This is a genomic window from Pseudooceanicola profundi, from assembly GCF_050897955.1.
In the GTDB taxonomy this organism is placed as follows: Bacteria; Pseudomonadota; Alphaproteobacteria; order Rhodobacterales; family Rhodobacteraceae; genus Pseudooceanicola.
Window position 1 is genome coordinate 2865101 of the sequence record NZ_JBPAXZ010000001.1, and the last position, 23567, is coordinate 2888667.

General features: G+C 63.2%; 25 protein-coding genes and 1 tRNA gene. 13 read left to right on the forward strand and 13 right to left on the reverse strand.

Annotated elements, in window-relative coordinates; all coding sequences use genetic code 11:
• Positions 1-94 precede the first annotated feature (94 nt).
• On the forward strand, positions 95-523 hold the full coding sequence (gene trxC, locus ACRARG_RS14500; protein ID WP_432690722.1) for a thioredoxin TrxC: 429 nt from the start codon (positions 95-97) through the stop codon (positions 521-523).
• Between the two features lie 74 nt (positions 524-597).
• Here trxC and ACRARG_RS14505 read toward each other — a convergent pair whose 3' ends face one another.
• The gene (locus ACRARG_RS14505) at positions 598-1170 is read right to left on the reverse strand and encodes a L,D-transpeptidase (RefSeq protein WP_432690723.1); all 573 of its coding nucleotides are present in this window, start codon (positions 1168-1170) and stop codon (positions 598-600) included.
• A gap of 128 nt (positions 1171-1298) precedes the next feature.
• Positions 1299-1634 (reverse strand): divalent cation tolerance protein CutA, encoded by a 336-nt coding sequence (cutA, locus tag ACRARG_RS14510; RefSeq protein ID WP_432690724.1) that lies wholly within the window; start codon positions 1632-1634, stop codon positions 1299-1301.
• 372 nt (positions 1635-2006) lie between these two features.
• On the opposite strand from cutA, the gene ACRARG_RS14515 reads away from it, so the two are divergent.
• Positions 2007-2426, forward strand: a complete 420-nt coding sequence (locus tag ACRARG_RS14515) for a DUF4168 domain-containing protein (RefSeq protein WP_432690725.1) — start codon at positions 2007-2009, stop codon at positions 2424-2426.
• 102 nt (positions 2427-2528) lie between these two features.
• Here ACRARG_RS14515 and ACRARG_RS14520 read toward each other — a convergent pair whose 3' ends face one another.
• Entirely contained in the window at positions 2529-2735 is a 207-nt protein-coding gene (locus ACRARG_RS14520) for a cold-shock protein (RefSeq protein WP_432690726.1), read from the reverse strand.
• A gap of 323 nt (positions 2736-3058) precedes the next feature.
• Here ACRARG_RS14520 and ACRARG_RS14525 point away from each other — a divergent pair, with 323 nt between their 5' ends.
• Positions 3059-3589 (forward strand): REP-associated tyrosine transposase, encoded by a 531-nt coding sequence (locus ACRARG_RS14525; RefSeq protein WP_432690727.1) that lies wholly within the window; start codon positions 3059-3061, stop codon positions 3587-3589.
• A gap of 138 nt (positions 3590-3727) precedes the next feature.
• Here the strand turns inward: ACRARG_RS14525 and ettA are convergent, their stop codons facing one another.
• Positions 3728-5383 (reverse strand): energy-dependent translational throttle protein EttA, encoded by a 1656-nt coding sequence (ettA, locus tag ACRARG_RS14530; protein ID WP_432690728.1) that lies wholly within the window; start codon positions 5381-5383, stop codon positions 3728-3730.
• 176 nt (positions 5384-5559) lie between these two features.
• Positions 5560-6984, reverse strand: a complete 1425-nt coding sequence (locus ACRARG_RS14535; protein WP_432690729.1) for a YfcC family protein — start codon at positions 6982-6984, stop codon at positions 5560-5562.
• A gap of 363 nt (positions 6985-7347) precedes the next feature.
• Between ACRARG_RS14535 and ACRARG_RS14540 the strand changes: the two genes are divergently transcribed.
• From ACRARG_RS14540 to dacB, 3 genes are all read left to right on the forward strand, one after another.
• Positions 7348-8514: an AI-2E family transporter gene (locus tag ACRARG_RS14540; protein WP_432690730.1), complete on the forward strand. Its 1167-nt coding sequence runs from the start codon at positions 7348-7350 to the stop codon at positions 8512-8514.
• 65 nt (positions 8515-8579) lie between these two features.
• Positions 8580-9209, forward strand: a complete 630-nt coding sequence (locus ACRARG_RS14545) for a nicotinate-nucleotide adenylyltransferase (protein WP_432690731.1) — start codon at positions 8580-8582, stop codon at positions 9207-9209.
• Between the two features lie 32 nt (positions 9210-9241).
• Positions 9242-10747, forward strand: coding sequence for a D-alanyl-D-alanine carboxypeptidase/D-alanyl-D-alanine endopeptidase (gene dacB / locus ACRARG_RS14550; protein WP_432690732.1), 1506 nt, complete (start codon positions 9242-9244; stop codon positions 10745-10747).
• Between the two features lie 235 nt (positions 10748-10982).
• On the opposite strand, the gene ACRARG_RS14555 is transcribed toward dacB, so the two are convergent.
• Both ACRARG_RS14555 and ACRARG_RS14560 read right to left on the reverse strand, forming a co-directional pair.
• On the reverse strand, positions 10983-11126 hold the full coding sequence (locus tag ACRARG_RS14555) for a hypothetical protein (RefSeq protein ID WP_432690733.1): 144 nt from the start codon (positions 11124-11126) through the stop codon (positions 10983-10985).
• A 123-nt stretch (positions 11127-11249) separates the two neighbouring features.
• Positions 11250-11693, reverse strand: coding sequence for a tellurite resistance TerB family protein (locus tag ACRARG_RS14560; RefSeq protein WP_432690734.1), 444 nt, complete (start codon positions 11691-11693; stop codon positions 11250-11252).
• 119 nt (positions 11694-11812) lie between these two features.
• Here ACRARG_RS14560 and ACRARG_RS14565 point away from each other — a divergent pair, with 119 nt between their 5' ends.
• The 4 genes from ACRARG_RS14565 to ACRARG_RS14580 all read left to right on the forward strand — a co-directional run bounded on the left by ACRARG_RS14565 (position 11813) and on the right by ACRARG_RS14580 (position 17128).
• Positions 11813-13387, forward strand: coding sequence for a lysine--tRNA ligase (locus ACRARG_RS14565; protein ID WP_432690735.1), 1575 nt, complete (start codon positions 11813-11815; stop codon positions 13385-13387).
• Between the two features lie 113 nt (positions 13388-13500).
• Positions 13501-14232 (forward strand): DUF4336 domain-containing protein, encoded by a 732-nt coding sequence (locus tag ACRARG_RS14570; protein WP_432690736.1) that lies wholly within the window; start codon positions 13501-13503, stop codon positions 14230-14232.
• 66 nt (positions 14233-14298) lie between these two features.
• On the forward strand, positions 14299-14700 hold the full coding sequence (locus ACRARG_RS14575) for a DUF4864 domain-containing protein (protein ID WP_432690737.1): 402 nt from the start codon (positions 14299-14301) through the stop codon (positions 14698-14700).
• A gap of 136 nt (positions 14701-14836) precedes the next feature.
• Entirely contained in the window at positions 14837-17128 is a 2292-nt protein-coding gene (locus tag ACRARG_RS14580) for a glycosyl hydrolase family 28-related protein (RefSeq protein WP_432690738.1), read from the forward strand.
• Positions 17129-17171: 43 nt separating this feature from the next.
• Here the strand turns inward: ACRARG_RS14580 and ACRARG_RS14585 are convergent, their stop codons facing one another.
• The 4 genes from ACRARG_RS14585 to ACRARG_RS14600 form a co-directional block, all read right to left on the reverse strand.
• Positions 17172-17657 carry a HugZ family pyridoxamine 5'-phosphate oxidase gene (locus ACRARG_RS14585; protein WP_432690739.1) on the reverse strand — a complete coding sequence of 162 codons (486 nt, stop codon included), beginning with the start codon at positions 17655-17657 and terminating at the stop codon, positions 17172-17174.
• Positions 17658-17703: 46 nt separating this feature from the next.
• Positions 17704-18027 (reverse strand): hypothetical protein, encoded by a 324-nt coding sequence (locus ACRARG_RS14590; RefSeq protein ID WP_432690740.1) that lies wholly within the window; start codon positions 18025-18027, stop codon positions 17704-17706.
• 167 nt (positions 18028-18194) lie between these two features.
• Positions 18195-18896, reverse strand: coding sequence for a response regulator transcription factor (locus ACRARG_RS14595; protein ID WP_432690741.1), 702 nt, complete (start codon positions 18894-18896; stop codon positions 18195-18197).
• A gap of 217 nt (positions 18897-19113) precedes the next feature.
• Positions 19114-19446 carry a DMT family transporter gene (locus ACRARG_RS14600; RefSeq protein ID WP_432690742.1) on the reverse strand — a complete coding sequence of 111 codons (333 nt, stop codon included), beginning with the start codon at positions 19444-19446 and terminating at the stop codon, positions 19114-19116.
• Positions 19447-19631: 185 nt separating this feature from the next.
• Between ACRARG_RS14600 and ACRARG_RS14605 the strand changes: the two genes are divergently transcribed.
• On the forward strand, positions 19632-19901 hold the full coding sequence (locus ACRARG_RS14605) for a GlsB/YeaQ/YmgE family stress response membrane protein (RefSeq protein WP_432690743.1): 270 nt from the start codon (positions 19632-19634) through the stop codon (positions 19899-19901).
• Between the two features lie 59 nt (positions 19902-19960).
• Here ACRARG_RS14605 and ACRARG_RS14610 read toward each other — a convergent pair whose 3' ends face one another.
• Positions 19961-20203 (reverse strand): hypothetical protein, encoded by a 243-nt coding sequence (locus tag ACRARG_RS14610; protein ID WP_432690744.1) that lies wholly within the window; start codon positions 20201-20203, stop codon positions 19961-19963.
• Complete coding sequence (gene uvrB, locus ACRARG_RS14615; protein ID WP_432690745.1) at positions 20204-22393, reverse strand: excinuclease ABC subunit UvrB; 2190 nt, start codon at positions 22391-22393, stop codon at positions 20204-20206.
• Positions 22394-22983: 590 nt separating this feature from the next.
• Between uvrB and ACRARG_RS14620 the strand changes: the two genes are divergently transcribed.
• The gene (locus ACRARG_RS14620) at positions 22984-23295 is read left to right on the forward strand and encodes an ETC complex I subunit (RefSeq protein WP_432690746.1); all 312 of its coding nucleotides are present in this window, start codon (positions 22984-22986) and stop codon (positions 23293-23295) included.
• A gap of 129 nt (positions 23296-23424) precedes the next feature.
• Positions 23425-23501, forward strand: a tRNA-Arg gene (locus ACRARG_RS14625).
• Positions 23502-23567: the final 66 nt, after the last annotated feature.

Genomic DNA, 23567 nt, shown 5'->3' on the forward strand with positions numbered 1-23567 from the left:
TGCCAGCATCGGGCGCAGAATTTCCTGCCCGACCCATTCACAAACATGCGGGGCGGTCACATATAGCGAGCTGAATGTATCCCGGAGAGCACCGATGTCCGCCAAGAAACTGACCTGTCTCGACTGTGGGCAGGTGAACCGCATCCCCGAGGATCGGCTGACCGCGGGCCCCAAATGCGGCACCTGCGGCGCGAAACTGCTGTCACCCAAGGTGGTGGAGGTTGATCTGGCCACCCTGCAGAAGGCCGCGCGCAATGACGACCTGCCGCTGGTCGTGGATTTCTGGGCCCCCTGGTGCGGGCCCTGCCGGATGATGGCACCGGAATTCTCCAAGGCGGCGCAGGAACTGGGCCCGACCGCGCGGCTGGTCAAGCTGAACACCGAAGACCACCCCAAGGCCGGCGCGACCTACAATATCCGCGGCATCCCGACCATGGTCGGCTTTGCCGGCGGTAAGGAGCGCAAACGCCAGTCCGGTGCCATGCCCGCCCCGGCGATTGTGGACTGGGCCCGCAGCGTCTGACCGGCATATCCGGACAAAGCAAAACCGCCGCGCGACCCGGGTCTGCGCGGCGGCATCATGTCAGAGCAGAAAACTCAGATGCTCTGCAGCACCGTCACCTTTGTTCCCAGGGGCACACGGTTATACAGGTCGATGACGTGATCGTTGATCATTCGGAAACAACCGGATGAGGCATTGCGGCCGATCGACTGCGGTTCGATCGTGCCATGAATGCGGACATAGGTGTCTTTGCTGCCCTCAAAGAGGTACATCGCCCGTGCGCCCAGCGGGTTGCCGGGGCCGCCCTCCATCCGTTCCTGGTTGCCTTTAAACCGGCCGTAATGCGCGGGATCGCGTTCGATCATGTCGTCGGTCGGGCGCCAGGTCGGCCATTCGACCTTGCGTTTGATCGTGGCAACGCCTTGATATCCAAGCCCCGGTTTCGCCACGGCGATACCATATCTGCGCGCCTCATTCGGGGCTGTCACATAATACAGGTAGTAGGCGCGGGGCAGGATGACGATCTCGCCGGGCTGGTACTGGGATGCGATCCGCACGTTCTGCGGCATCAGATTTTTGGGGGGCGTATAGGCAAGCGCCGGAAGAGGCAGCGCCACGGCCGCGGCAGCCGCAGTGCCTGAGGTCAGAAATGCGCGACGGGTGGTCATGATATGGCAGCCTTTCAATCTGGAATTGTTGCGGATTTTGACACGAACAAAATGATTCGTAATGCCGGGAATCCCCAGATTGTTATATATCGGCACCGCCGTTGTGACCTTCAAGCCACGCGATCTGGTCAATTTGACGTGAATTCGCCGGACCTGCGGGTCACTTCCGCAACGAGCTGCGCGAAATCATTTGTCGCCTCGTCCAGCCGCGACCGGATATGCGGCACCTCGGAAGGATGACGCCTCCGGATGGCATCCTCGACACGCTGCTTCAGATCGGGCCGGGTCTGAACGGAGAGCGGAACCGCCTCAGCCATGGTCCCCGCGTCCGGACCCAGACTTTGGTAACGCACCGCACCGCCGATACTGGCTGCGGCGGCGATACGGTGCGACAGCAGCGCCTCGGCGATTTCCTCTGCCGACTGCCGGGTCGGACACAGAACGGTCATCGACAGCACATTCATGATGCGGGCGGGCTCCTTGGCGTTGCCTGTTCTTGGGGCGTCTCGGGTCCGGGACAGACATCCCGGCCACAACAGCACTGATTACGGGATCACACAGGGTACGACGTCACGCAGCGCCACAATGCATCGGCCGGACCGGAATGGCCAGCATGCCCTAACGCCATCCTCCGAGACCCGGCTCACTCTTGCGTCAGGCCCGCGGCCAACCCGGCGAAAACCCGCGGACGGCAAGGCTCCGCCGCATTTGGCCACGCATTCAGGCTGGAATTTGCTGTTTGTTTTCCAACGGCTTGTACCAGTTCTCTGCCCGCATAGCTTACCCCCCAGACGCAGGCTTCCTGTGTTGTGATCAACCACAGTCCGGAGGACAAAATGACAATTGCATCCACCCTGACCAGAACCGCCATCATGCTCGGCCTGGCAGTCGCCCCCGCGGCGGCCTTTGCCCAGTCGGGCACCACAGCGTCGGACCCGGCCGGGGCGCAGACGCCCGACACCGCCTATTCCGACGCCGAGCTGCAAAGCTTTGTCGACGCGACCGTGAAGGTTCAGGAGGTGCGCAGCGGCTACCTGGCGCAGATCGAGGCCGCCGACACCGATGCGGACAAGCAGGAGATTGCGCAGGAAGCCAATCAGCAGATGGCCGCGGCCGTCGAGGCCACCGGCGAGATCGACCTGGCCACCTATAACGAGATCGGACAGGCCGCGCAGGCCGATCCGGCGCTCAATGACCGGATTGTCGCCATGCTGCAGCAATCCGACAGCGCAACGCCCACCGATAACGAGGGCTGACCGGTCAGGACGCCGACCCTCCCCGGCGTTCTTATCCGGCCCAAAGGAAACGCCGCCTCGAAACCGAGGCGGCGTTTTTCATGTCAAAGCTCTGGCAGCGGCTCAGAGCAGCGCGAGGTTCACCGCGCTCTCACGGCCGTCACGGCCCGATTCGAGGTCGAAGCTGACCTTCGCGCCGTCTTTCAGCCCGGTCAGGCCGGAGCGTTCGACAGCAGAGATATGGACGAAAACGTCCTTGCTGCCGCCCTCGGGGGCGATAAAGCCGAAGCCTTTGGTGGTGTTGAACCATTTCACGGTGCCAGTGGCCATATCCGTGGTCTCCTGTCTATCTCGCCGCCCGCGGAATGCGACGGCTGTGGCTAACTTTGTCTAGCGAAGACTGTAGCCGATGACGAGAAACAGCAGGGTCGGTAGAGATCGTAAAGCGCGATCTGTGTGACAGGTTTCAATTCATTTGGGAAGAGGTTGCGCGCTGCGGGGATCGCTATGGCAGGATTTCCCCATCCCGCCCGCTGCCCCCGGGATGGGTGAGATCACCCATCCTACGCAGGCGGCGCCGCAGGACCGGCCCGCGCCCCCTTCCCGGTGCAAGTGTTCACCGGACCTTAACCATACCTGCGGCACCCTTCGGCATGACCAGTTACCGCCGCCTCCGCCATCCCGGTGCCAGCTATTTCTTCACCCTCGCCCTCGCCAACCGCGCCGCTACGACGCTGACGGACCGGGTGGATGACTTGCGCCTCGCGTTCCACAGGGTGTTGAGCTTCCGCCGGGCCGAAATTGATGCCATTGTCATCCTGCCCAACCACCTGCACTGCGTCTGGACCCTGCCACCGGCGGATGACGACTTCCCGACCCGCTGGCGCCTGATCAAGTCCAGCTTCAGTCGCGGCTGCCCACCCGGCGTTCGCCGCCCCTCTCTCACCGCCAAACAGGAGCGCGGGGTGTGGCAACGGCGCTATTGGGAACACTGCATTCGGGACGAGGCCGATTACCTGACCCATATCCGGTATTGCTGGGGTAATCCGGTCAAGCACGGCTATGTCGCGCGCGCCGCCGACTGGCCCTGGTCCTCCATCCATCGCGATATCCGCGCGGGGCTTGTTGACCCGGACTGGCAGGGTGGTCAGCAGGATGGCCGGTATGGAGAGATCGACGGCTGACGCCGCATATCCGACCGGCGCTCCTGCCCCCTCTTCGCCGGACAAACCCACGCATTCCAGGCCCCGTAGGATGGGTGGTTCCACCCATCCCCAAATCCCCGGACACCCCGCGCCCCGGACAAACCCGGAAACCCGCCCTTAACGAACGAATTTCTTGTGTTTCAGACGTTTAGGCTCAACCGCATCCGGCCCCAGCCGCCGCTTCTTGTCCTCTTCGTAATCCTCGAAGTTCCCCTCGAACCACTCCACATGCGCATCCCCCTCAAAGGCCAGGATATGCGTGCAGATCCGGTCCAGGAAAAACCGGTCGTGGGAGATCACCACCGCACAGCCGGCAAACTCCGTCAAAGCATCTTCCAGCGCCCGCAGCGTCTCCACGTCCAGATCGTTGGTCGGTTCGTCGAGCAAAAGCACATTGCCCCCGGCTTTGAGCAGCCGCGCCATATGCACCCGGTTCCGCTCCCCGCCCGACAGCAGCGACACCTTCTTCTGCTGGTCACCGCCCTTGAAGTTGAACGATCCGCAATAGGCCCGCGAATTCACCTGCGCATCGCCCAGCTGGATGATCTCAGCGCCGCCGGAGATCGCCTCCCAGACGGTCTCGCCATCCTTCAGATCGTCGCGCGACTGATCGACATAGGACAGATCCACCGTATCGCCGATCTCGATCGACCCGCTGTCCGGTGTCTCCTGCCCGGTGATCATTTTGAAGAGCGTCGATTTGCCGGCGCCGTTTGGCCCGATCACACCGACAATCGCCCCCGGCGGAATCGAAAAGCTCAGATCTTCGATCAGCAGCTTGTCGCCCATGGCCTTGTGCAACCCTTCAACCTCGATCACCTTGCCGCCCAGCCGCTGCGCCGCCGGAATGACAATCTGGGCCCGGGTGATTTTTTCGCGCTCCGACTGGTCGGCCAGCTCGTTATAAGCCTGGATCCGCGCCTTGGATTTCGCCTGCCGGGCCTTGGCGCCCTGCCGCATCCATTCCAGCTCGCGCGCCAGCGTCTTCTGCTTGGCCTTGTCTTCCTTGGCCTCATGCTCCAGCCGCTTGGCCTTCTGCTCCAGCCAGGAGGAATAATTCCCCTCGTAGGGAATGCCCCGCCCGCGATCCAGCTCCAGGATCCAGCCGGTGATATCGTCCAGGAAATACCGGTCGTGGGTCACGATCAGGATCGTGCCCTTATAGTCGATCAGGTGCTGCTGCAGCCAGGCGATCGTCTCCGCATCCAGATGGTTGGTCGGCTCATCGAGCAGCAGCATGTCCGGCTGCTCCAGCAGCAGCTTGCAGAGCGCCACGCGCCGCTTCTCCCCGCCCGACAGGGTCGTCACATCCGCATCATCCGGCGGGCAGCGCAGCGCCTCCATGGAGATGTCGATCTGCGCATCCAGATCCCACAGGTTCTGGCTGTCGATCTCATCCTGCAGCTGCGCCATCTCATCGGCGGTCTCGTCGGAATAGTTCATCGCCAGCTCGTTGAACCGGTCTAGCTTGCCCTTCTTCTCCGCCACGCCCAGCATGACATTGCCGCGCACATCCAGCGCCGGGTCCAGCTCAGGCTCCTGCGGCAGGTAGCCGACCTTGGCGCCTTCGGCATGCCAGGCCTCGCCGGAGAAATCCTTGTCCCAGCCCGCCATGATCTTCAGCAGCGTCGATTTACCGGCGCCGTTGACGCCGACCACGCCGATCTTAACCCCGGGCAGGAAGTTCAGATTGATGTTTTCAAAGCACTTCTTGCCGCCCGGATAGGTCTTGGACACACCGGACATGTGATAGACATATTGATAGGCGGCCATTAAAGCGCTCCCTTCAGAAAATCCCAGTTGGCCCCCCATACCGAAAGGGCAGGGGCGGAGCAATCGCCGCCGCGCCCCGCCCCCCTTCATCTTTCCGAAAAATACTCCGGGGGTCCGGGGGCAGCGCCCCCGGCCTCTCCGCAGTCACGACCCGACGAGATTAAGGCGAGACGTGATCAATACCCGATGTAATGCCCCGCGATCAGAAAGGCGAAGCACAGCAGGTAGACGATCACCATGAACGGCATGAAAACCTTCATCCACAGCGGATAGCTCACCCCGCCAAGCGCCAGCATCGCCAGCGTCCCGCCAGAGGTCGGCACGATCAGGTTGGTCAGCCCGTCACCGACCTGAAACGCCATGATCATCAGCTGCCGCGACATGCCCGTGAGGTCGGCCAAAGGCACGAGGATCGGCATCGTCACCAGCGCCTGCCCCGATCCGGAGGGCACGAAGAAGTTGATCACCCCCTGGATCACGCTCATCACCGGCGCCAGCAGCTGCAGGGGCACCGCCTGCGCGGTGGCGTTCAGCCCGTAGATGATCGTGTCGATGATGCCGCCATCGTCCAGCATGATCTTGATCGATGCCGCCAGCCCGATCACCAGCGCCCCGCCGGTCACCTTGGACGCCCCCTCAATCATATTGGCGACGTAGTCATTGGCGCTCATCCCCGAGGCCACCGCCGCCACGACCGAGATGATCAGGAAAACCGCCGCGATCTCGTTGATATACCACGGCCGGCCCAGCGTGCCGGTCCCCGAAAGGTAGGAACAGACCGCAATCACAACGATGCCAAGCGCAAAGGCCCCGATGATGATCTTGTCGCTCTTGCGCATGTGGTATTCGGAGATGTCCTTCGACAGCCCGGCACCGCCCGCCTCCGGTGCTGCATCCTTCAGCTTGACCACATACATCGTGATATAGAGCGCCAGCAGCGACAGCGAGGCGAGGCACAGGATCAGCCGGTAGATCGCGCCGGAAAACAGCGGCAGATCGGCAATCGTCTGCGACACCCCCACCGTGTAAGGGTTGATCGGCGACAGGGCGAAGCCGATGCCAATGCCGCCCACGGCCATGCAGACCCCCACGACATTGCCGTAGCCTATGGTGGCAGAGATGATCATCGCCACCGGCACCAGCGCGATATTGTTTTCGAACCCCACGGCGATCCCGAACAGCCCGTATAAATAGGTGCCCAGCCAGATGATCAGCCCGCGCCGCTCCAGCCCGATATGTTTCACCATCGTGCCGATGGCATGCTCCATCGCCTGGCTCTTGGTCATGGTATGAAACAGCCCGCCGGCAATGAACACGATAAAGAGGTAGGGCGCCGCATCCAGCAGCCCGCGCGGGATCGCGACGAAGATGGAAAACAGGAAATCCACCGCCCCGCCAATCGAAAATCCGCCGTCACTGGGCGTATAGGCAAAGCTGTCGGGCACGACGCGCGTGGCGCCCCCCACCTCTTCGCGTTCGTAACTGCCGGCGGGCACGATCAGCGTCAGCAGGCTCGCCAGCAGCAGGATGTAGAAGATCATGACCATCGGGTCGGGGAACTGCCACTTGCGCGTGGCGCGGTCTTGGGTCGTATCGGTCATCTATCGTCTCCTTTCGGGAGGGCGACAGGCCACAGCACCGGCGGGCAGAGCCCGGTGTGAGAACCGGCTGCAGCGGTTCTGCGTGACGAGAGGAGCTTGGGGGCAGCGAAACTGGGCTGCGGTCACGCACTGATGATCCCGGCGCAAAAGGTGCCGGGCCGGAAGACGGCGCACCCATGGCGCAGACCCGTCTGCGCTCCAGCCTCGCCCGCCGCACAACCATGACGGAAGCCATCTGCGGGCAACCCTGCCTTTGCATCGCCTGTTTGCCCCGGGAATCTGCGACAAATGCCAAAAAACCCTGCAGGCCGAGGGAACATTCGGCGCCATCCCGCCGTTCGCAATCATGCACAGGGGGACAATGTGAACCAGAGGGCCGATCTCAACCCGCCGCAGGGGGCATCCGACGCGGCCCGCTCTGAAACCGAGGCAGAGGCGCTGCGTCTCAAGGCCCTCCGCCGCATCGAATATCTGCTGGCCGGTCTGCTGCTGCTGTTTTTCTTCTGGTCGATCTCTCTGGCCAAGGTGGTGGTCCTGCCCATCGTGCTGGGCTTTCTGATCGCCCTGACCCTGTCGCCGCTGGTGCGCTGGCTGGCCCGTATCGGCATCCCCACCGGCATCTCCGCCGTGACGATCATCTTCACCATCGGCATCGGCTCCGCCCTCGGCCTGTATCTCCTCAGCGGCCCCGCCTCGACCCTCATGGACTCCATGCCCGCCATCCAGCGGGAGGCCGAGGCCAAGCTTGGTCATCTGGCCGACAAGGTTCGCCAGGTGCAGGAGGCAGAAAAGAATATTCAGGACATGGCGAGTGGCGAACGGGAGGCCGCCACCGACAGTGAGGTCACCACGATCCTCGTCGATGACCCTTCGATGCTGGAAACCGCCGTCGCCTCTGCCGCCGGGACCGGCACGGCGCTGATCATCGCCCTGCTGCTGGCCATGTTCCTGCTCGCCTCCGGCGACATGTTCCAGCACAAGCTGGTGCAGAGCTTCGACCGTTTCGGCGACAAGAAGAAGGCCCTGCGGATCAGCCATGATATCGAACGTCAGATATCGCGCTATCTCGGCGCGATTACGGTCATCAACCTCTGCCTCGGTGTGGCCATCGGGGGCGCCATGTACCTGCTGGGCGTGCCCTATCCGATCATCTGGGGTCTGGCCGCGTTCCTGTTGAATTACCTGCCCTATCTGGGTGCCATCGTCGGAATGCTGGCGGTCGCCGCCGTGTCGCTCATCACCTTCAATTCGGTGGGAGAGGCGCTGGTTCCCCCCCTGGTCTATTTCATGCTGACCTCGATCGAAGGGCAGATGGTGACGCCCGTGCTGGTCGGTCGACATCTGTCCCTCAATGCGGCGGCGGTCTTCGTCGCGGTCATCTTCTGGGCCTGGCTCTGGGGCGTGGCGGGGGCGCTGATGGCCGTGCCCTTCCTCGTCTTCGTCAAAGTGGTGGGCGACAATATCCCGGCGCTCGACTTCGTCAGCCGCTTCCTCAGCGGAGCTGACCCGGACCCCGGCGAAGAGGCGTGACGCAGTCCTGCAGCGTACTTACGCAAGCACTTGGTCTGGGATGAAAATTCAGGTATCGCAGGGCCATGCGGCACGCGTTACCCAAGGCCCCGCCCGGGCAAGTGATCGGATTGCTGGGCGGATCCTTCGACCCGGCCCATGAAGGGCATGCCCATATCACGCTGGAGGCGATGCGCCGGTTCGGCCTGACCCATGTCTGGTGGCTTGTGACCCCCGGCAACCCGCTCAAGGCCCGCCAGCCCGCCGCGCTGGAAACCCGGATCGCCCGCGCCCGCACCGTCATGGACCACCCCCGCGTCACCATCACGGATATCGAGGCGCAGCTGGGCACCCGTTACACGGCCGAAACGCTGCGCCGCCTCAAGGCGCTCTATCCGGGCGTGCATTTCGTCTGGCTGATGGGGGCCGACAACCTCGTCCAGTTTGACCAGTGGCAGGACTGGCGGTGGATCATGGAGACTTTCCCGGTGGGCGTGCTGGCCCGACCGGGGGACCGTATCTCCGCCCGTATCTCCAAGGCTGCGCGCATCTACCGCCGCTTCCGCATCCCCGGCAACGGCTCGATCCTGCTGGGCCGCGCCACCGCCCCGGCCTGGTGTTTCGTGAACGTGCCGATGGTTTCCATATCGTCAACAGTGCTGCGAAACCGGGGCGATTGGTCACAGCAACCAACGCCTCCCTCAACACCCTCTTGAGGCGCCGACCCCTCAGATATTAACGTGCCGCCATGAGTCGATATCTCGGACGCCGCCGCTTCATCACCGGGTTTGCCGCAGGGCTGACCGCGACGGCGCTTTCCCCCGCCCGTACCCTTGCCGAAGCCCCCGCGACCTCGCTCCGCCCGGTGCCGCGCCCCGGCTCGGTCCCCGTCCAGGTCGCCCCGGTCTCAGAGGTTGTCGCCAGGGCAAAGCTGACCGGACAGGTCGGTTGCGCCGTGGCCGAGGCGGAGACCGGCCAGCAGCTGGAATCCTTCGGCGCCGATGCACCTCTGCCACCCGCCTCCGTCGCCAAGGCGCTGACCTCGCTCTTTGCGCTGGACACGCTGGGCCCCGATCACACCTTCACAACCGCCGTCACCGTGACCGGAGAGGTCGCGGGCGGCGTGCTCAAGGGCGATCTGATCCTGCAGGGCGGCGGCGATCCGACGCTGGAGACCGACAACCTCGTATCGCTGGCCCGCTCGGTCGCCAATACCGGGCTAAAGCGGGTCGAAGGCAGGTTCCTGGTCTGGGGCGGGGCTTTGCCCTACAACGACGAGATCGACGCGCTCCAGCCGCCACAGGTCGGCTACAACCCCTCCGTCTCCGGCATGGCGCTCAATTTCAACCGGGTTCATTTCGAATGGAAACGTGCCGGCAATGGCTGGGGCACGACAATGGATGCCCGGTCTGACCGTGTGCGCCCGGCCGTGGCCATGGCCCGGATGCGGATCGTGGACCGTGGCGCCCCGCTCTACACCTACGAGGACAGCGGCGGGACCGACAACTGGACCGTGGCGCTGTCGGGGCTGGGCAAGGGCGGGTCGCGCTGGCTGCCGGTGCGCAAGCCCGAACTCTACGCCGGAGAGGTGTTCCGCAGCCTGCTTCAGGCCGAAGGCGTGACCCTGGCCGCGCCGCAGGTGACCGATATCCTGCCGCAGGGCCGGGTTCTGGTCAGCCGGAACAGTGCTCCGCTGACAACCATCCTGAAGGACATGCTCAAATACTCCACCAACCTCACAGCCGAGATGGTGGGCCTGTCCGCGACAACGAAATATTCCGGACGCCCGCGGGATCTCAAAGACAGCGCGCAGATCATGTCCGGATGGGCGCGCGAGCGCCTGGGCATGACCAAGACGCAAATGGTCGACCACTCGGGGCTTGGCGATGACAGCCGGACCACCGCCGGCGACCTTGTCATGGCGCTGAACCATTCGCTGGCCCGCCAGCGCCTGCGCCCGCTGCTCAAGGTGATCGAGATGCGGGATACGAACTACAAGGTCATGAAGAACCACCCGCTATCGGTGCATGCAAAGACCGGCACGCTGAACTTCGTCTCCACCCTCGCGGGCTATGCGCAGACCCGCGAAGGGCGCGACATGGCCTTTGCCATCCTCACTGCCGATGTGCCCCGCCGTGACGCCCTGACAGAGGCGCAGCGCGAACGCCCCGACGGCGGCTGGACCTGGAACCGCAATTCCCGACTGTTGCAGCAGGCCCTGTTGCAGCGCTGGGGTGTGGCGGCGTTCGGGTAGGGGATGTCCCCCGCCTGTCGAGGTCAGAAGGATCGGAGCTCAGATCGAAATAGCCGCCCGGCGGCAACGCCGGGCAGCGGCCGACCGCCCCGTCGCACCGCAGGTGCGCCGCTTCAGCCAGGCACGCCTCTGGCGTGACGGGCGGCCGCTTCGCAGCCACCCGCGGCCGGCCGCTGCCCTCCTCGCTCTACCTCTACCCGACTTCCGGATCTGGCAAAGAAGAGGCGCCAACCCCTCAATAGGCCCGCGTCTGCGCCGTGATATCGGTCTGTGCCCGCACCACCTGCTCCCCCTGCGTCTCCGCATCGAGGAAGGTTCCGATCACGGGCAGCGCGCAGAGCAGCGCAAGGCCGACGACAAGGACAGGTCTGTTTTTCATGGTCTCAGTCCGGGTTTCTTCACGTGTTAACTTTGCAACTGGGGCCTCGCCCCGCGCAAAACAACCATCCGTGATCCCGAAAGACCGGCGAAACCCCGCAACCGGCGATCCCCCGCCGAAAGGTCAGAGCGTCATATGCCGCGCCCGTGCGCCCCGCTCGATCGCGCCGGCATGCAGACGGTCGATGTTCAGCTCGTCCCGCATCTCTTCCAGCATGCGCAGCTCGCCCTGCCGGATCGCCCCGTCGGCCGCGGCCACGTCACAGCAAAGCGCATAGGCCGTCTCGTTCAGCCGGTCGGGCAGATTGTCCCGGATCAACCCGAACAGCGCATCCAGCCCGTCCTCTTCCGAGAACAGATCGAAGACGAGGTTCGACAGCGGCGCCAGCCGGTCGATATCGAACTCTCCGAAAATCGGCAGCGTATTGACCTGGCTCTCGATCTTGATCAGCTCGGAGGTCCGCACGGTGGTGTCGGAGGCAGAGACCGCCACCATCAGCACCACAAGGCAATCCTGCGGTGTCAGCGGCGTCAGCTCGCCCGCAATATCGATATCGCTCTCTGTCATCCGAACGCTCCGGAGAAAAATCATGTCGCGGCGCAGAATATTGACGCTTTCCGGCCGTAGCAATAGAGAGAGGGCCTTGCGAGGCAGCCCCCCGCATCCGTGAATCAATGGAGACCAAAATGAGCGATCTGCGCGACGCCGGTATGACGTCCAAGGCCTGGCCCTTTGAAGAGGCGCGCGTGCTGCTCAAACGGTATGAAAAGGCACCGCCCGAAAAGGGCTATGTGCTGTTCGAAACCGGCTACGGCCCCTCCGGCCTGCCGCATATCGGCACCTTTGGCGAGGTGCTGCGGACCACGATGATCCGCCGCGCTTTTGAGGTCATCTCCGACATCCCGACCCGTCTGATCTGTTTTTCGGACGATATGGACGGCATGCGCAAGATCCCCGGCAACGTCCCCAATCAGGACCGGCTGCGCGAGGATATCCAGAAGCCTCTGACCTCCGTCTACGACCCGTTCGAGGAATTCGAGAGCTTTGGCCATCACAACAACGCCATGCTGCGCCGTTTCCTCGACACCTTCGGGTTCGAATATGAATTCTACTCGGCCACGGAATTCTACAAATCCGGCCAGTTCGACGCCGTGCTGAAACAGGCGGTCGAGAAATACGACGACGTGATGAAGGTGATGCTGAAATCGCTCCGGGAAGAGCGGCAGCAGACCTATTCGATCTTCCTGCCGATCCATCCCGAGACCGGCCGCGTCCTCTACGTGCCCATGAAATCCGTCAATCGCGACGACTACACCATCACCTTCGAAGATGAGGACGGCCGCGAATGGACTCTGCCCGTCACCGGCGGCAACGTCAAACTCCAGTGGAAGCCCGATTTCGGCGCCCGCTGGGCCGCGCTCGACGTCGATTTCGAGATGTACGGCAAGGACCACTCGACCAATACGCCGATCTACGACCGCATCTGCGAGATCCTCGGCGGCCGCAAGCCCGAGCATTTCACCTATGAGCTCTTCCTTGATGACAAGGGCCAGAAGATCTCCAAATCTTCCGGCAACGGTATCTCGATCGATGAATGGCTGACCTATGCCTCGACCGAGAGCCTGAGCTATTTCATGTTCGCCAAGCCCAAGACGGCCAAGCGGCTGTATTTTGACGTCATCCCCAAGGCGATGGACGAATATCACCAGCAGCTGCGCGCCTATCCCGGCCAGACGATCGACCAGCAGGTGGCGAACCCGGTCTTCCACATCCACAATGGCGATGTGCCGGCCTCGGATATGGTTGTGCCCTTCTCCATGCTGCTGAACCTCGCCTCCGTCGCAGGCGCCGAGGATACCGAAACCCTCTGGGGGTTCATCCGCCGCTATGCGCCGGACGCTACGCCCGAGGCCAACCCGCAGCTCGATGCCGCCGCCGGCTATGCGGTGCGCTACTACAATGACTTCGTGAAGCCGGAGAAGGTCTTCCGCGCGCCCACGGATCAGGAGCGCGAGGCGCTGGAGGCGCTGCGCGACAGTCTGAAGACCTACGACGGTCCGGTCGATGGCGATGCCCTGCAACAGGTGGTCTTTGACGTGGGCCGTGACAGGTTCGACCCGATGCGCGACTGGTTCAAGGCGCTCTACGAGGTGCTGCTGGGCGCGTCGCAGGGGCCGCGCTTTGGCGGGTTCATCGCGCTCTACGGCGTCGAGAATACCATCGCGCTGATCGAGGCGGGGCTGGCCGGCAAGCTGGGCTGACGCCACGTCCCGGCGGATATGTCGCAAAGTCGCCCCTTGCGGGGCGATGCCTCCGGCGGGAGTATTTCCGGAAAGATGAAGCCGGGGGCGGGCCCGGTCTTCGGGGGTATGTCATGGCGACAGGGTATGAGCCGCTTAACAAGCTGAAGCCGTTTGGCCAGAATATCTGGATCGCGGACGGGCCGCATATCCGGTTCTACGGCATGCCGTTCTCGACCCGGATGACGGTGGTGCGGCTGGCCGATGGCGGCATGTGGCTGCATTCGCCGATCCGGCTGACCGACGACCTGTTGGCCGAGATCGAGGAGATCGGGCCAATTCGCCATATCGTGGCGCCGAATAACATTCACTATGCTTCGGTGCATGAGTGGCAGGCGGTGCGGCCCGATGCGGTGACCTGGGCGGCGCCCGGCGTCGACAAACGGGCGGCGCGCTACCGGGTGCCCATCCGGGTGGATCGCGTTCTGACCAATGCGACGGGGCCGGACTGGGCCAACCGGATTGCGTTCCGGCTGGTGACCGGGTCGTCGCTGCTGAGCGAGGTGGTCTTCTTTCACCATGCGAGCCGAACCCTGATCGTGACCGATCTGATCGAGAATTTCGACCCGCGACATCTGCCCTGGTATATGGCCTGGGTGGTCAAACTGATCGGGATCCGCACGCCGGACGGCCGGACGCCGCCCGATATTGCGGCGACCTTCAAGCGGTCCAAGATCGATATCCGGGGGCATGTCGACTGGATGCTGCGGCACGAGCCGGAACGGGTGATCCTCGCCCATGGTCGCTGTTACGAGGCCAACGCCGTGCCGCGGTTGAAACGGGCCTTCCGCCAGCTGATGAAGTGACGCCGCGCCGGCGATGAAACCATTTCGGGCCGGGCGCCGTATCTGATGATGTGAACGGAGGATACCATGCGCCTGATCGCCCTGATGATGCTTGTCCTGAGCCTCTTTCCCGCCCCGCTGACCGCACAGTCGGTCGGGCCGGGAGACACCGTCCTGCGCCAGTTTGAGGCCTTTCGCGCCGATGATATGGAGCAGGCCTTTTCCTATGCCAGCCCGATGATCAAAGGTTATTTCCGGACCCCCGGTAATTTCGGCCGCATGGTCGAACAGGGCTATCCGATGGTCCGCGATCCGGGCCGGGTGCGCCTTCTGGATTTGCGGGAGGAGGGCGGAAAACGCCTGCAGCGGGTCGAGGTGATCGACGGCAAAGGCATGGCCCACACGCTTGATTACGAGATGATCGAGACGGAAGATGGCTGGAAAATCAACGGCGTAACCTTCACCCGCGCGCCGATGCCTGCGGTCTGACTGCGTCACCCGTTGCGTGTATGGCGCAGGCGGCGCGCGCTGGCCCAGCGTTTTGTTAACACTCCGGTAATACCTCTTGCCTCTGAACCTGCGCGGGCCCTCCGGCCCCCGCCAGACCAGGGACAAGAGGCACACGATGAACAAGGCGATTACCGAGGGAATTCTTTTCATGCCGCCCGCTTTCGAGGCGGGGCTGGGGCAGTGGTCGAGCCAGGATGGCACCGCCGGCTCTGACACCTATGCAAGCTCTCCCAATGCGGCGATCGTACCGGCGGATCAGGATTTTGGCGGCTGTCTGGAGCTTCTCAAATCCAGTGCCACCCAGAAGCTCAGATATATGGGGCGGACGCCGATCCTGCCGGGGTGCTACCTGCGCATACGTATCCGCATCAAGGCCGTGTCCGGCGCTTTGCCGGATGTCCGGATTGCCGGCTGGGCCGGGCGCAATAACGACGTTCATGTCGGGGGGCTGGTCGAAACCGGCCCCTCTGTCAGCCTCGACGCTTACGGAGAGGTGGTCGAGGTTTCGGCCATCGTGGGCAGCGGCAACCGGTCCGGTGTCGACATGATCTGGGGCACCGAACCGGAATACGGCTATTTCGGCCTGGACCTGACCGGCGCGACCGGCGGTACCGTGCGGATCGACGATGTGGTTATCGAAGATATCACCTCCGCCTTTCTCAGGGATATGATGGGCTGGGTCGATGTCCGCGACTATGGCGCGGTTGGCAATGGCGTGACCAATGACGCCCCGGCCTTCAATGCCGCCGATGCTGATGCGGACGGGCGGACCATCCTGATCCCCCAGGGGACATTCCGGCTGACAGAGGATGTCACGCTGGACAATCCGGTCCGCTGCGAAGGCATGCTCAGCATGCCGACCGGCAGCATTCTGGCGATGACGCGGAACTTTGACCTTCCCAGCTACATCGAGGCCTTCAAGGATGAGGAGGAGGGGTTTCGCAAGGCATTTCAGGCGCTTCTGAACAATACCGACCATGAAAGCCTGGATATGGGAGGGCGCCGTGTGCGCGTGACCGCCCCCATCGACATGCAGGCGGCGGTGCCCAACAAATCCTCCTACGCGACGCGGCGGGTGATCCGGAACGGGCAGTTCGAATGTGTCGCCGGCAGCGCCTTTGACACCGATACGGTGACCGCTCAGGCCAGCTATTCCGAAAACACCCCGCTCACACTGACCGGCGTGGCCAATATCGGCGCGATTGCCGTGGGATCGCTGGTAACCGGCAATGGCGTCGGGCGAGAGGTCTATGTCACCGCCAAAAACACCGGGGCCAGTCAGATCACACTCAGCCGGCCGCTTTATGACGCGGCCGGGACCCAGAATTTCACCTTCAAGCGGTTCAAATACCTGCTGGATTTCAGCGGCTTCTCAAAGATCGACAAACTTGGATTCGATTCAATCGAGTTCCAGTGCTGGGGCGATTGTTCGGCCATCCTGCTGGCGCCTGCCGGATCGGTCGTGACGATGCGCGACTGCTTTTTCACCCGCCCCCGGGACCGCGGGATCACATCGCACGGGTCAGGCGACCAGGGGATGATGCTGGACCGCTGCCAGTTCAATTCGGACGAAAGCGCCAAAGACAGCGACGAGCGGGTCTCCATCGGGTTCAACGCCAATGCCAACGACCTGAAGATTCGGGATTGCCGGTCGCAGCATATGCGCCATTTCGCCGTGATCGCAGGCGACAACTGCCTGTTTGCGGGAAACCACTTTTTCCAGGGCGACGGGCAGGCAAACGCCGTCCGCACCGCCGGGCTGATCGTGACCTCGCCCTCCTGCCGGCTGAATTTTACCGGGAACTACGTCGACAACTGCTTTATCGAATGGGGCAATGAACACGACCAGTCGCCGGACTTCGCCTCCGAACTCAGCTTCTCGGCGATGACCATTAACGACAACACCTTTCTGGGGAGCCATGTCGCGCCCTGGTTCACCTTTATTGTGGTCAAACCCTATGGCCCCGGGCATTTCATCAACGGTATGTCCGTCAGCGGCAACCTCTTCCGGATCATTGGCGATTCGACGGACCGGGTAGAAAGCGTCGATACCTCATTCGCCAGCCTCGATATGAGCCGGATGAAAAACATCGCGTTTTCCAACAACGCCTTCAATCTGGTCACGACCCAGACGGTGAACCCTGTGTCGGTGGAACACAGCCAGAATTCCGCCGCGGCCACATGGACGGTGTCGACGGCGGAGCGTCTGCCCTTTGACGGCTGGGCCCAGCAGGTCGAGGCGCTGGTGGCCGTGGGGGCGATCACGTCGGGATCGGGCGGCTCCGTCCACGACATGCCCTATGTTTCGACCGAACATGGGTCCAACCGCGATCAGGTGCAGCTGCACTGGGGCAGTTCCGCCAAAGGCAAGGTCAGGCTGAACATCCGGATGGATAACCCGCTGTAATCGCGCATTGGCAGGCGACACGGCCAGAGGGCGCCCGCAGAGGTCAGCCCGGCAGCAGGTCCTCTGGCCGGAGCTGGAAAGCCCGGCCAAATCCGCCGTTCAGAAAACCTTCGAGCGGCTCAAACCGGATAAAGTGAAAGTCGCCGAAATCTATGTACAGTTTCGTCTTGGGGCGCAGTGCCAGCACATGCGCCCTGAGCGCGTCAAACCCGGCATCCGTCCGCATCACCGGATGGGCGCGGGCCTGCAAGGTCAGCCGGGGATGGGTCAGCGGATCGCCCCGGTCGGCCACCTCTCCGACCATCAGCGAACACTCCGGCCGGGCCGCCAGCGCCCGTGTATGCCCCGCGAGGGTCGAGACCAGCGACACCGGCCAGCCCGCCGGGTCCAGCGCCATCGCGATACGGCTGAGAGAGGGTGCTCCCGTCTCCGGCGCGATGACGGCCAGCGCCGCGTGATCGGCCTGCTGCAGCAGGTCGCGCGCCAGCCTGCGCGCGTCGTCATCGGTAGGGCGGATCGGATTGGTCATTCCCTGTGGTAGCGGCGTCCGCAGCCGGTCGCAAGCGCCCCCCGCATCAGAACCGGTGCCAGATCCCGACCTTCAGCTCATTGTCGCGCGCCCCGACAACCCTCTGCGCCACGCCAAGGTCAAGGTGCAGCCCGTTGCGCAGTGTCAGGCCGCGCCCCACCGACAGCCCGGCCAGCGCGTAGAGCCGCCGCCGCTCCTGCGCCAGACCGGCCGAGAGGGGCAGGCGCCGGTCGGCGCGCGGCGGCAGGCCCCGCGACGGCCGCAAACCGATATCCGGGCGGGCGCCGGCCTGCAGATCGAGCGTGCCGTTCAGCGTCCAGTCCCGGCCTGCGTCCCGACAAGGACAGCCATCGCCAGCCCCACAAGACACAAAGCATACCTGCCAAGCGCATGTCCCTTGCCCCCGGTTCCGGCAGGGCAATTTCATGGGCGGAAAGTTAATCAAGTCTTAACGGGCGAAGGGAAACACCCGCCAGGAGAGAGACCGGCGGGTGTTTGCAGGAGGGATCGGCAATCAGAGCGGCGGGCAGGCCAGTGTCAGGCGGCCACGGCCCGCTCTGGAATGGGCTGGGCACATAATCTGTAGCCCTGCGCAAAGGCGGTCGAGATGAAATTGTGGCTGGCACCTGCGGCCATCAGCTTGGCCCGGATCCGGCAGATATAGACATCTATGATCTTGGCATCCGGTTCATCCTGAAACGCATAGAGCTGTACCATGATGTCGTCACGGGTAATCAGCGCGCCGCCGCGCAGAACGAGGGTCTCCACCAGCTCATATTCCAACCGGGTCAGGCGAATGGGCAGATCACCGAACCGGACCACCTGCCGGTCAATATCGATCTGCAGGTCGCCGACCGTGACCTCGGAACTGGCAAAGCCCGCAACGCGCCGGACATAGGCGCGCAGCCGGGCGGGCAGGGCGTCGGCCTCATCATGATCAAAGGTGAACGTGTCATCCGCCCCCGCGATCAGCGCTTTCAGGCTATCCGCCTCCGACCAGTTTTTGGCGCCGATGCAGACGGGAATATGCGGATCGACCCGGCGGATCTGCCGCAGCAGCTCGCAAGCGGTCATATGCGGCAGGTCAACGTCCAACACCACGGCATCCTGCTGAGACGTCTTGAGAAATTCGAGGATGTCGTCGCCATCCGCCGCTTCGGTCACATAGAACCCGGCGTCGCGCAGATTGCGGCCGATGATGGCCATGTTCCAGGTGGAGTCGGTAATAAGAATACGCATAGCGCCGGGCCTTTCCGTCGGGGGCGGAGGTCGGCGCAGACGGCGGCCGGCTGCACCGGCCCACACCGTGGTCTGTCATAGGGGGATCAGGGCGACCGTTCTGCCGCCGTTGGCACAGATATACACCGACAGGACCCGGCCGGGACCTGTCCGAAAGGATAAACCGGCCCGGTTTCGCAGGTCGTGGTTAATGCCGGCGGGGCAGCCGCGACCAAGGTCAGGTCAGCATGATCGCCATGGCCATCAGCGCCAGCCCGATCCCGACCCCCTCCCGCCACTGCAGCGGTTCGTCGAAATGCGTGATGCCGATCACGAACAGCCCGATCAGGGTGAACATGGAATAGGCGACCGCGGCATGCCCCAGTGGCATATGCCGCATGGCAAAAAACCACATGACGGCAGACAGCACATAAAGCGCTGACCCGGCGGCCATATATGTACTGAGGACCCGCTCTCCGGATTCGGCGGCGATTTTGATCAGCAGGTCAGCGGCGATGACGACAATCGCCGTCAGAAGGGAGAAAATGATCCCGTAGAAAGTCTGAAACATCTTGTTTTCCTGAAATAGCAGGCCCCGGAATACGGCACCCGACGTGCTGCAAATTTCGCCCGTCGCTGACGCAACGGAAAGTCAGGAATTCCCGACCTTAACAGACCACGCCGCGGTGTCGGGAACCGGATAGGCGCGGTTTCAGTTAATCCAGGAGAACATTGTCGTCGGCATCGGAGAACAGGATGGAAGAGCTTCTGCAGGGAATTGGTGTGACCATGTTTGCCATTTTGGCGGTCATCGGTCTGTTGGCCGGGTTCATCGCGGGGTCGGTGGCCGGGCGCAACCGTATGGGATACGCGCTGCTCGGGCTGGCCGGAGCGGTCGCGCTTCCCATTGTCCTTGCGGCGCTCGGGGTCGTTGGCCTTGCCGCGGGCGGAGTTCTGGCGTTGGTTCTGGCCGCACTGCTTGGCTCGGCCATTGTCCTGCTGATTGGCAAGATGATCTTTGACTGAGGCAGGCCCGGTCGTTTCGGCCCGCGGGAAAAGCGAGCGGCTTGCGGCAAAGTGGGCCTTCAGACCTCCCGGGCTTTGACACGATACCCGTCGTCTTCGGGCGTCAAGCGCCAGACCTTCGCGCCGATCCGGGTGCCTGCCCCGGTCACATGTGCTTCGACCGCCAGCCTGTCTCCTGACACTTCGGCGCGGGCGGATGTCCCGTCGGCAAAGCGGATGACCGCGTCGGACCCGTCCCCGGAGATGACCCTGAGCCGCGCCCCGGGGTAGAGATGACTTGACCCTGCCGACAGGTCCAGCACCTACCGCTTCTTCCGCCGCTGCACATTGCCCCCGCGCTGCCCCGGGCGCCCCGCCGTGGACCGGCCGCGGGATTTGACGGCCGCCTCCGACGCGGCCTCCACCGCCGCCTGACGTGCCATCGGGTCATCGGACACGGCGAGATCGACCGCCTCCAGCCGCTTGACCTCATCACGAAGTCGCGCGGCCTCCTCGAATTCGAGGTTCTCCGCCGCCTTGCGCATCGCGTCGCGCAGCCCGTCCAGATGGGCCTGCAGATTGGCGCCATGCATCGGCTTGTCGACCTTGGCGGTGACGCGGTTCATGTCCACATCGCCCTGGTAGAGACCGGCGAGGATATCCTCCACGTTCTTCTTGACCGTGGCGGGGGTGATCCCATGCTCCTCGTTATAGGCGACCTGCTTTTCGCGCCGCCGGTCGGTTTCGGCCAGCGCCCGCTCCATCGAGCCGGTGATGCGGTCGGCATACATGATAACCCGGCCATCGGCATTCCGCGCCGCCCGGCCGATGGTCTGGATCAGCGAGGTTTCGGACCGCAGGAAGCCCTCCTTGTCGGCGTCCAGAATGGCCACCAGACCGCATTCGGGGATATCGAGCCCCTCGCGCAGCAGGTTGATGCCGATCAGCACGTCAAAGGCGCCAAGCCGCAGATCCCGAAGGATTTCAATGCGTTCTATCGTGTCGATATCGGAATGCATGTAGCGCACCTTGATGCCCTGTTCATGCAGATATTCCGTCAGATCCTCCGCCATCCGCTTGGTCAGCGTCGTCACCAGCGTGCGGTAGCCATCCGCCGTGACCTTGCGGATCTCGTCCAGCAGATCGTCCACCTGCATGGAGACCGGCCGGATCTCCACCTGCGGATCGAGCAGCCCGGTCGGCCGGATCACCTGCTCGGTAAAGACACCGCCGGTCTGCTCCATCTCCCATGATCCGGGCGTGGCGGAGACATAGACCGACTGCGGCCGCATCGCATCCCATTCCTCGAACTTCAGCGGGCGGTTGTCCATGCAGGACGGCAGGCGGAAGCCATGTTCGGCCAGGGTGAATTTGCGCCGGTAGTCGCCCCGGTACATGCCGCCGATCTGCGGGATCGACACATGGGATTCATCGGCAAAGACGATGGCATTGTCGGGGATGAACTCAAACAGCGTCGGCGGCGGCTCCCCGGGCGCGCGGCCCGTCAGGTAACGCGAATAATTCTCGATCCCGTTGCAGACGCCAGTGGCCTCCAGCATCTCGATATCGAAATTCGTGCGCTGCTCCAGCCGCTGCGCCTCCAGCAGTTTGCCCTCGTTCACCAGCTGCGCCAGACGCTCCTTCAGCTCTTTCTTGATCGACACAACGGCCTGCTGCATCGTCGGCTTCGGCGTCACGTAATGGCTGTTGGCATAGACCCGGATATGGTCGAACGTGTCGGTCTTCGTGCCAGTGAGCGGGTCGAATTCCTGAATCGCCTCCAGCTCCTCGCCAAAGAAGGACAGCCGCCAGGCGCGGTCCTCAAGGTGGGCGGGCCAAATTTCCAGTGAATCCCCGCGCACCCGGAACGACCCCCGCTGGAACCCCTGATCGTTGCGCCGGTACTGCTGCGCGACCAGATCGGCAATCACCTGCCGCTGGTCATAATTTCCGCCGGCCTTCAGATCCTGCGTCATTGCCCCGTAGGTTTCGACCGAGCCGATACCGTAGATGCAGGAGACTGAGGCGACGATCACGACATCGTCCCGCTCCAGCAGCGCCCGGGTGGCCGAATGGCGCATCCGGTCGATCTGTTCGTTAATCTGGCTCTCCTTCTCGATATACGTATCCGACCGGGGCACATACGCCTCCGGCTGGTAGTAATCGTAATAGCTTACGAAATACTCAACGGCATTCTCCGGGAAGAAGCCCTTGAATTCCCCGTACAATTGCGCCGCCAGCGTCTTGTTGGGCGCAAGGATGATCGCCGGGCGCTGCGTCTCCTCGATGATCTTGGCCATGGTAAAGGTCTTGCCGGTGCCCGTCGCGCCCAGCAGCACCTGATCCCGTTCACCCGAAATTACGCCCTGCGACAGCTCCGCAATAGCGGTGGGCTGGTCCCCCGCCGGATCAAAAGAGGTCTGCATGACCAGCCGTTTGCCGCCCTCCAGCTTGGGCCGGGCACGCACATCCTCCTGCTGCAGAGGGAAAGCCGAGGTGGAGGCAGGTGTCATCAGATGATTCTCCGGGGTCGTACAGGATTTTGGCGCAGCCGGCGTCAGGATCAACCCCGCCTCCTGTCACAACATGTCAGGAACAGCTGCCGGACGTCGCCTCAGGCAAATTGAGCGAACTATTCAGAAAGAACAGAAGTTCGCGAATCAACTCAGAGGCGAGATTGCATCGGCGCACGGAATACGCGTAATTTATCACGATTATTGCGGGGATTCGCCCGCGGATCGAATCGAATGAACGGGTCGCTCGGGTGGCGGGCACACGAAATACGCGTTTTCCAAAGATGTAATGCCATGCTTGCGCAATTCGCGGATTATGCCTAGCGCCTTGAAACTGCTTTATCCTCTCGTGGACGAGGCGATTGCGGCTGAATTTCTCTTATTGCCGAAATTAAGGTGACGTGGGAATATTTCTTTAACGCCACGGGTCATGGCGCCGGGATCGCTCCTTACCCACCCTTCGCTCCCGCGGTTCTGGCATCTGCCCGTGGCGTTCCCCTGCCAAGCACAGCTGTCCCGTGCCTGATACCGGTTTTCCTTGCCTGCGCCGCCGTCATGGCGGATAAGCAGCGGGTCAAAAGGAGCAGCCGATGTCCGCACGTATCTATCGCCCCGCCCGCAATGCCATGCAATCCGGCACGGCCAAGTCAAAGCAATGGGTGCTGGATTTTGTCTCGGACACCGCACGGGAAGTCGATCCTCTGATGGGCTGGACGTCCAATGCCGATACCCAGGCGCAGGTCCGGCTGAGCTTTGCCACCAGGGAAGACGCGCTGGAATACGCCAGGGCACATGGTATCGACGCCGTCGTACAGGACCCGCAGAGCCGCAAGGCGAACATCCGGCCCGGCGGCTACGGCGAGAATTTCGCCACATCCCGCCGTCAGGTCTGGACGCACTGACCCGCGATGGGTGCAAGCACCCATCCTACCCCTTCATCTTTCCAGAAATACTCCGGGGGTGCGGGGGCAGCGCCCCCGCCGTCGCGACGCTTGCCAAAGCGGCGCAAATGCCGGACAAGGCGGCCCAGCGGTCCCTTAGCTCAACTGGATAGAGCAGCTGACTTCTAATCAGCAGGTTGAGGGTTCGAGTCCTTCAGGGATCGCCATCCAGGTCTTACCGATACCTGCCGGGCGGGCTCTTCCGGACCGCCATCTCGGCGGGCCTCCTACGC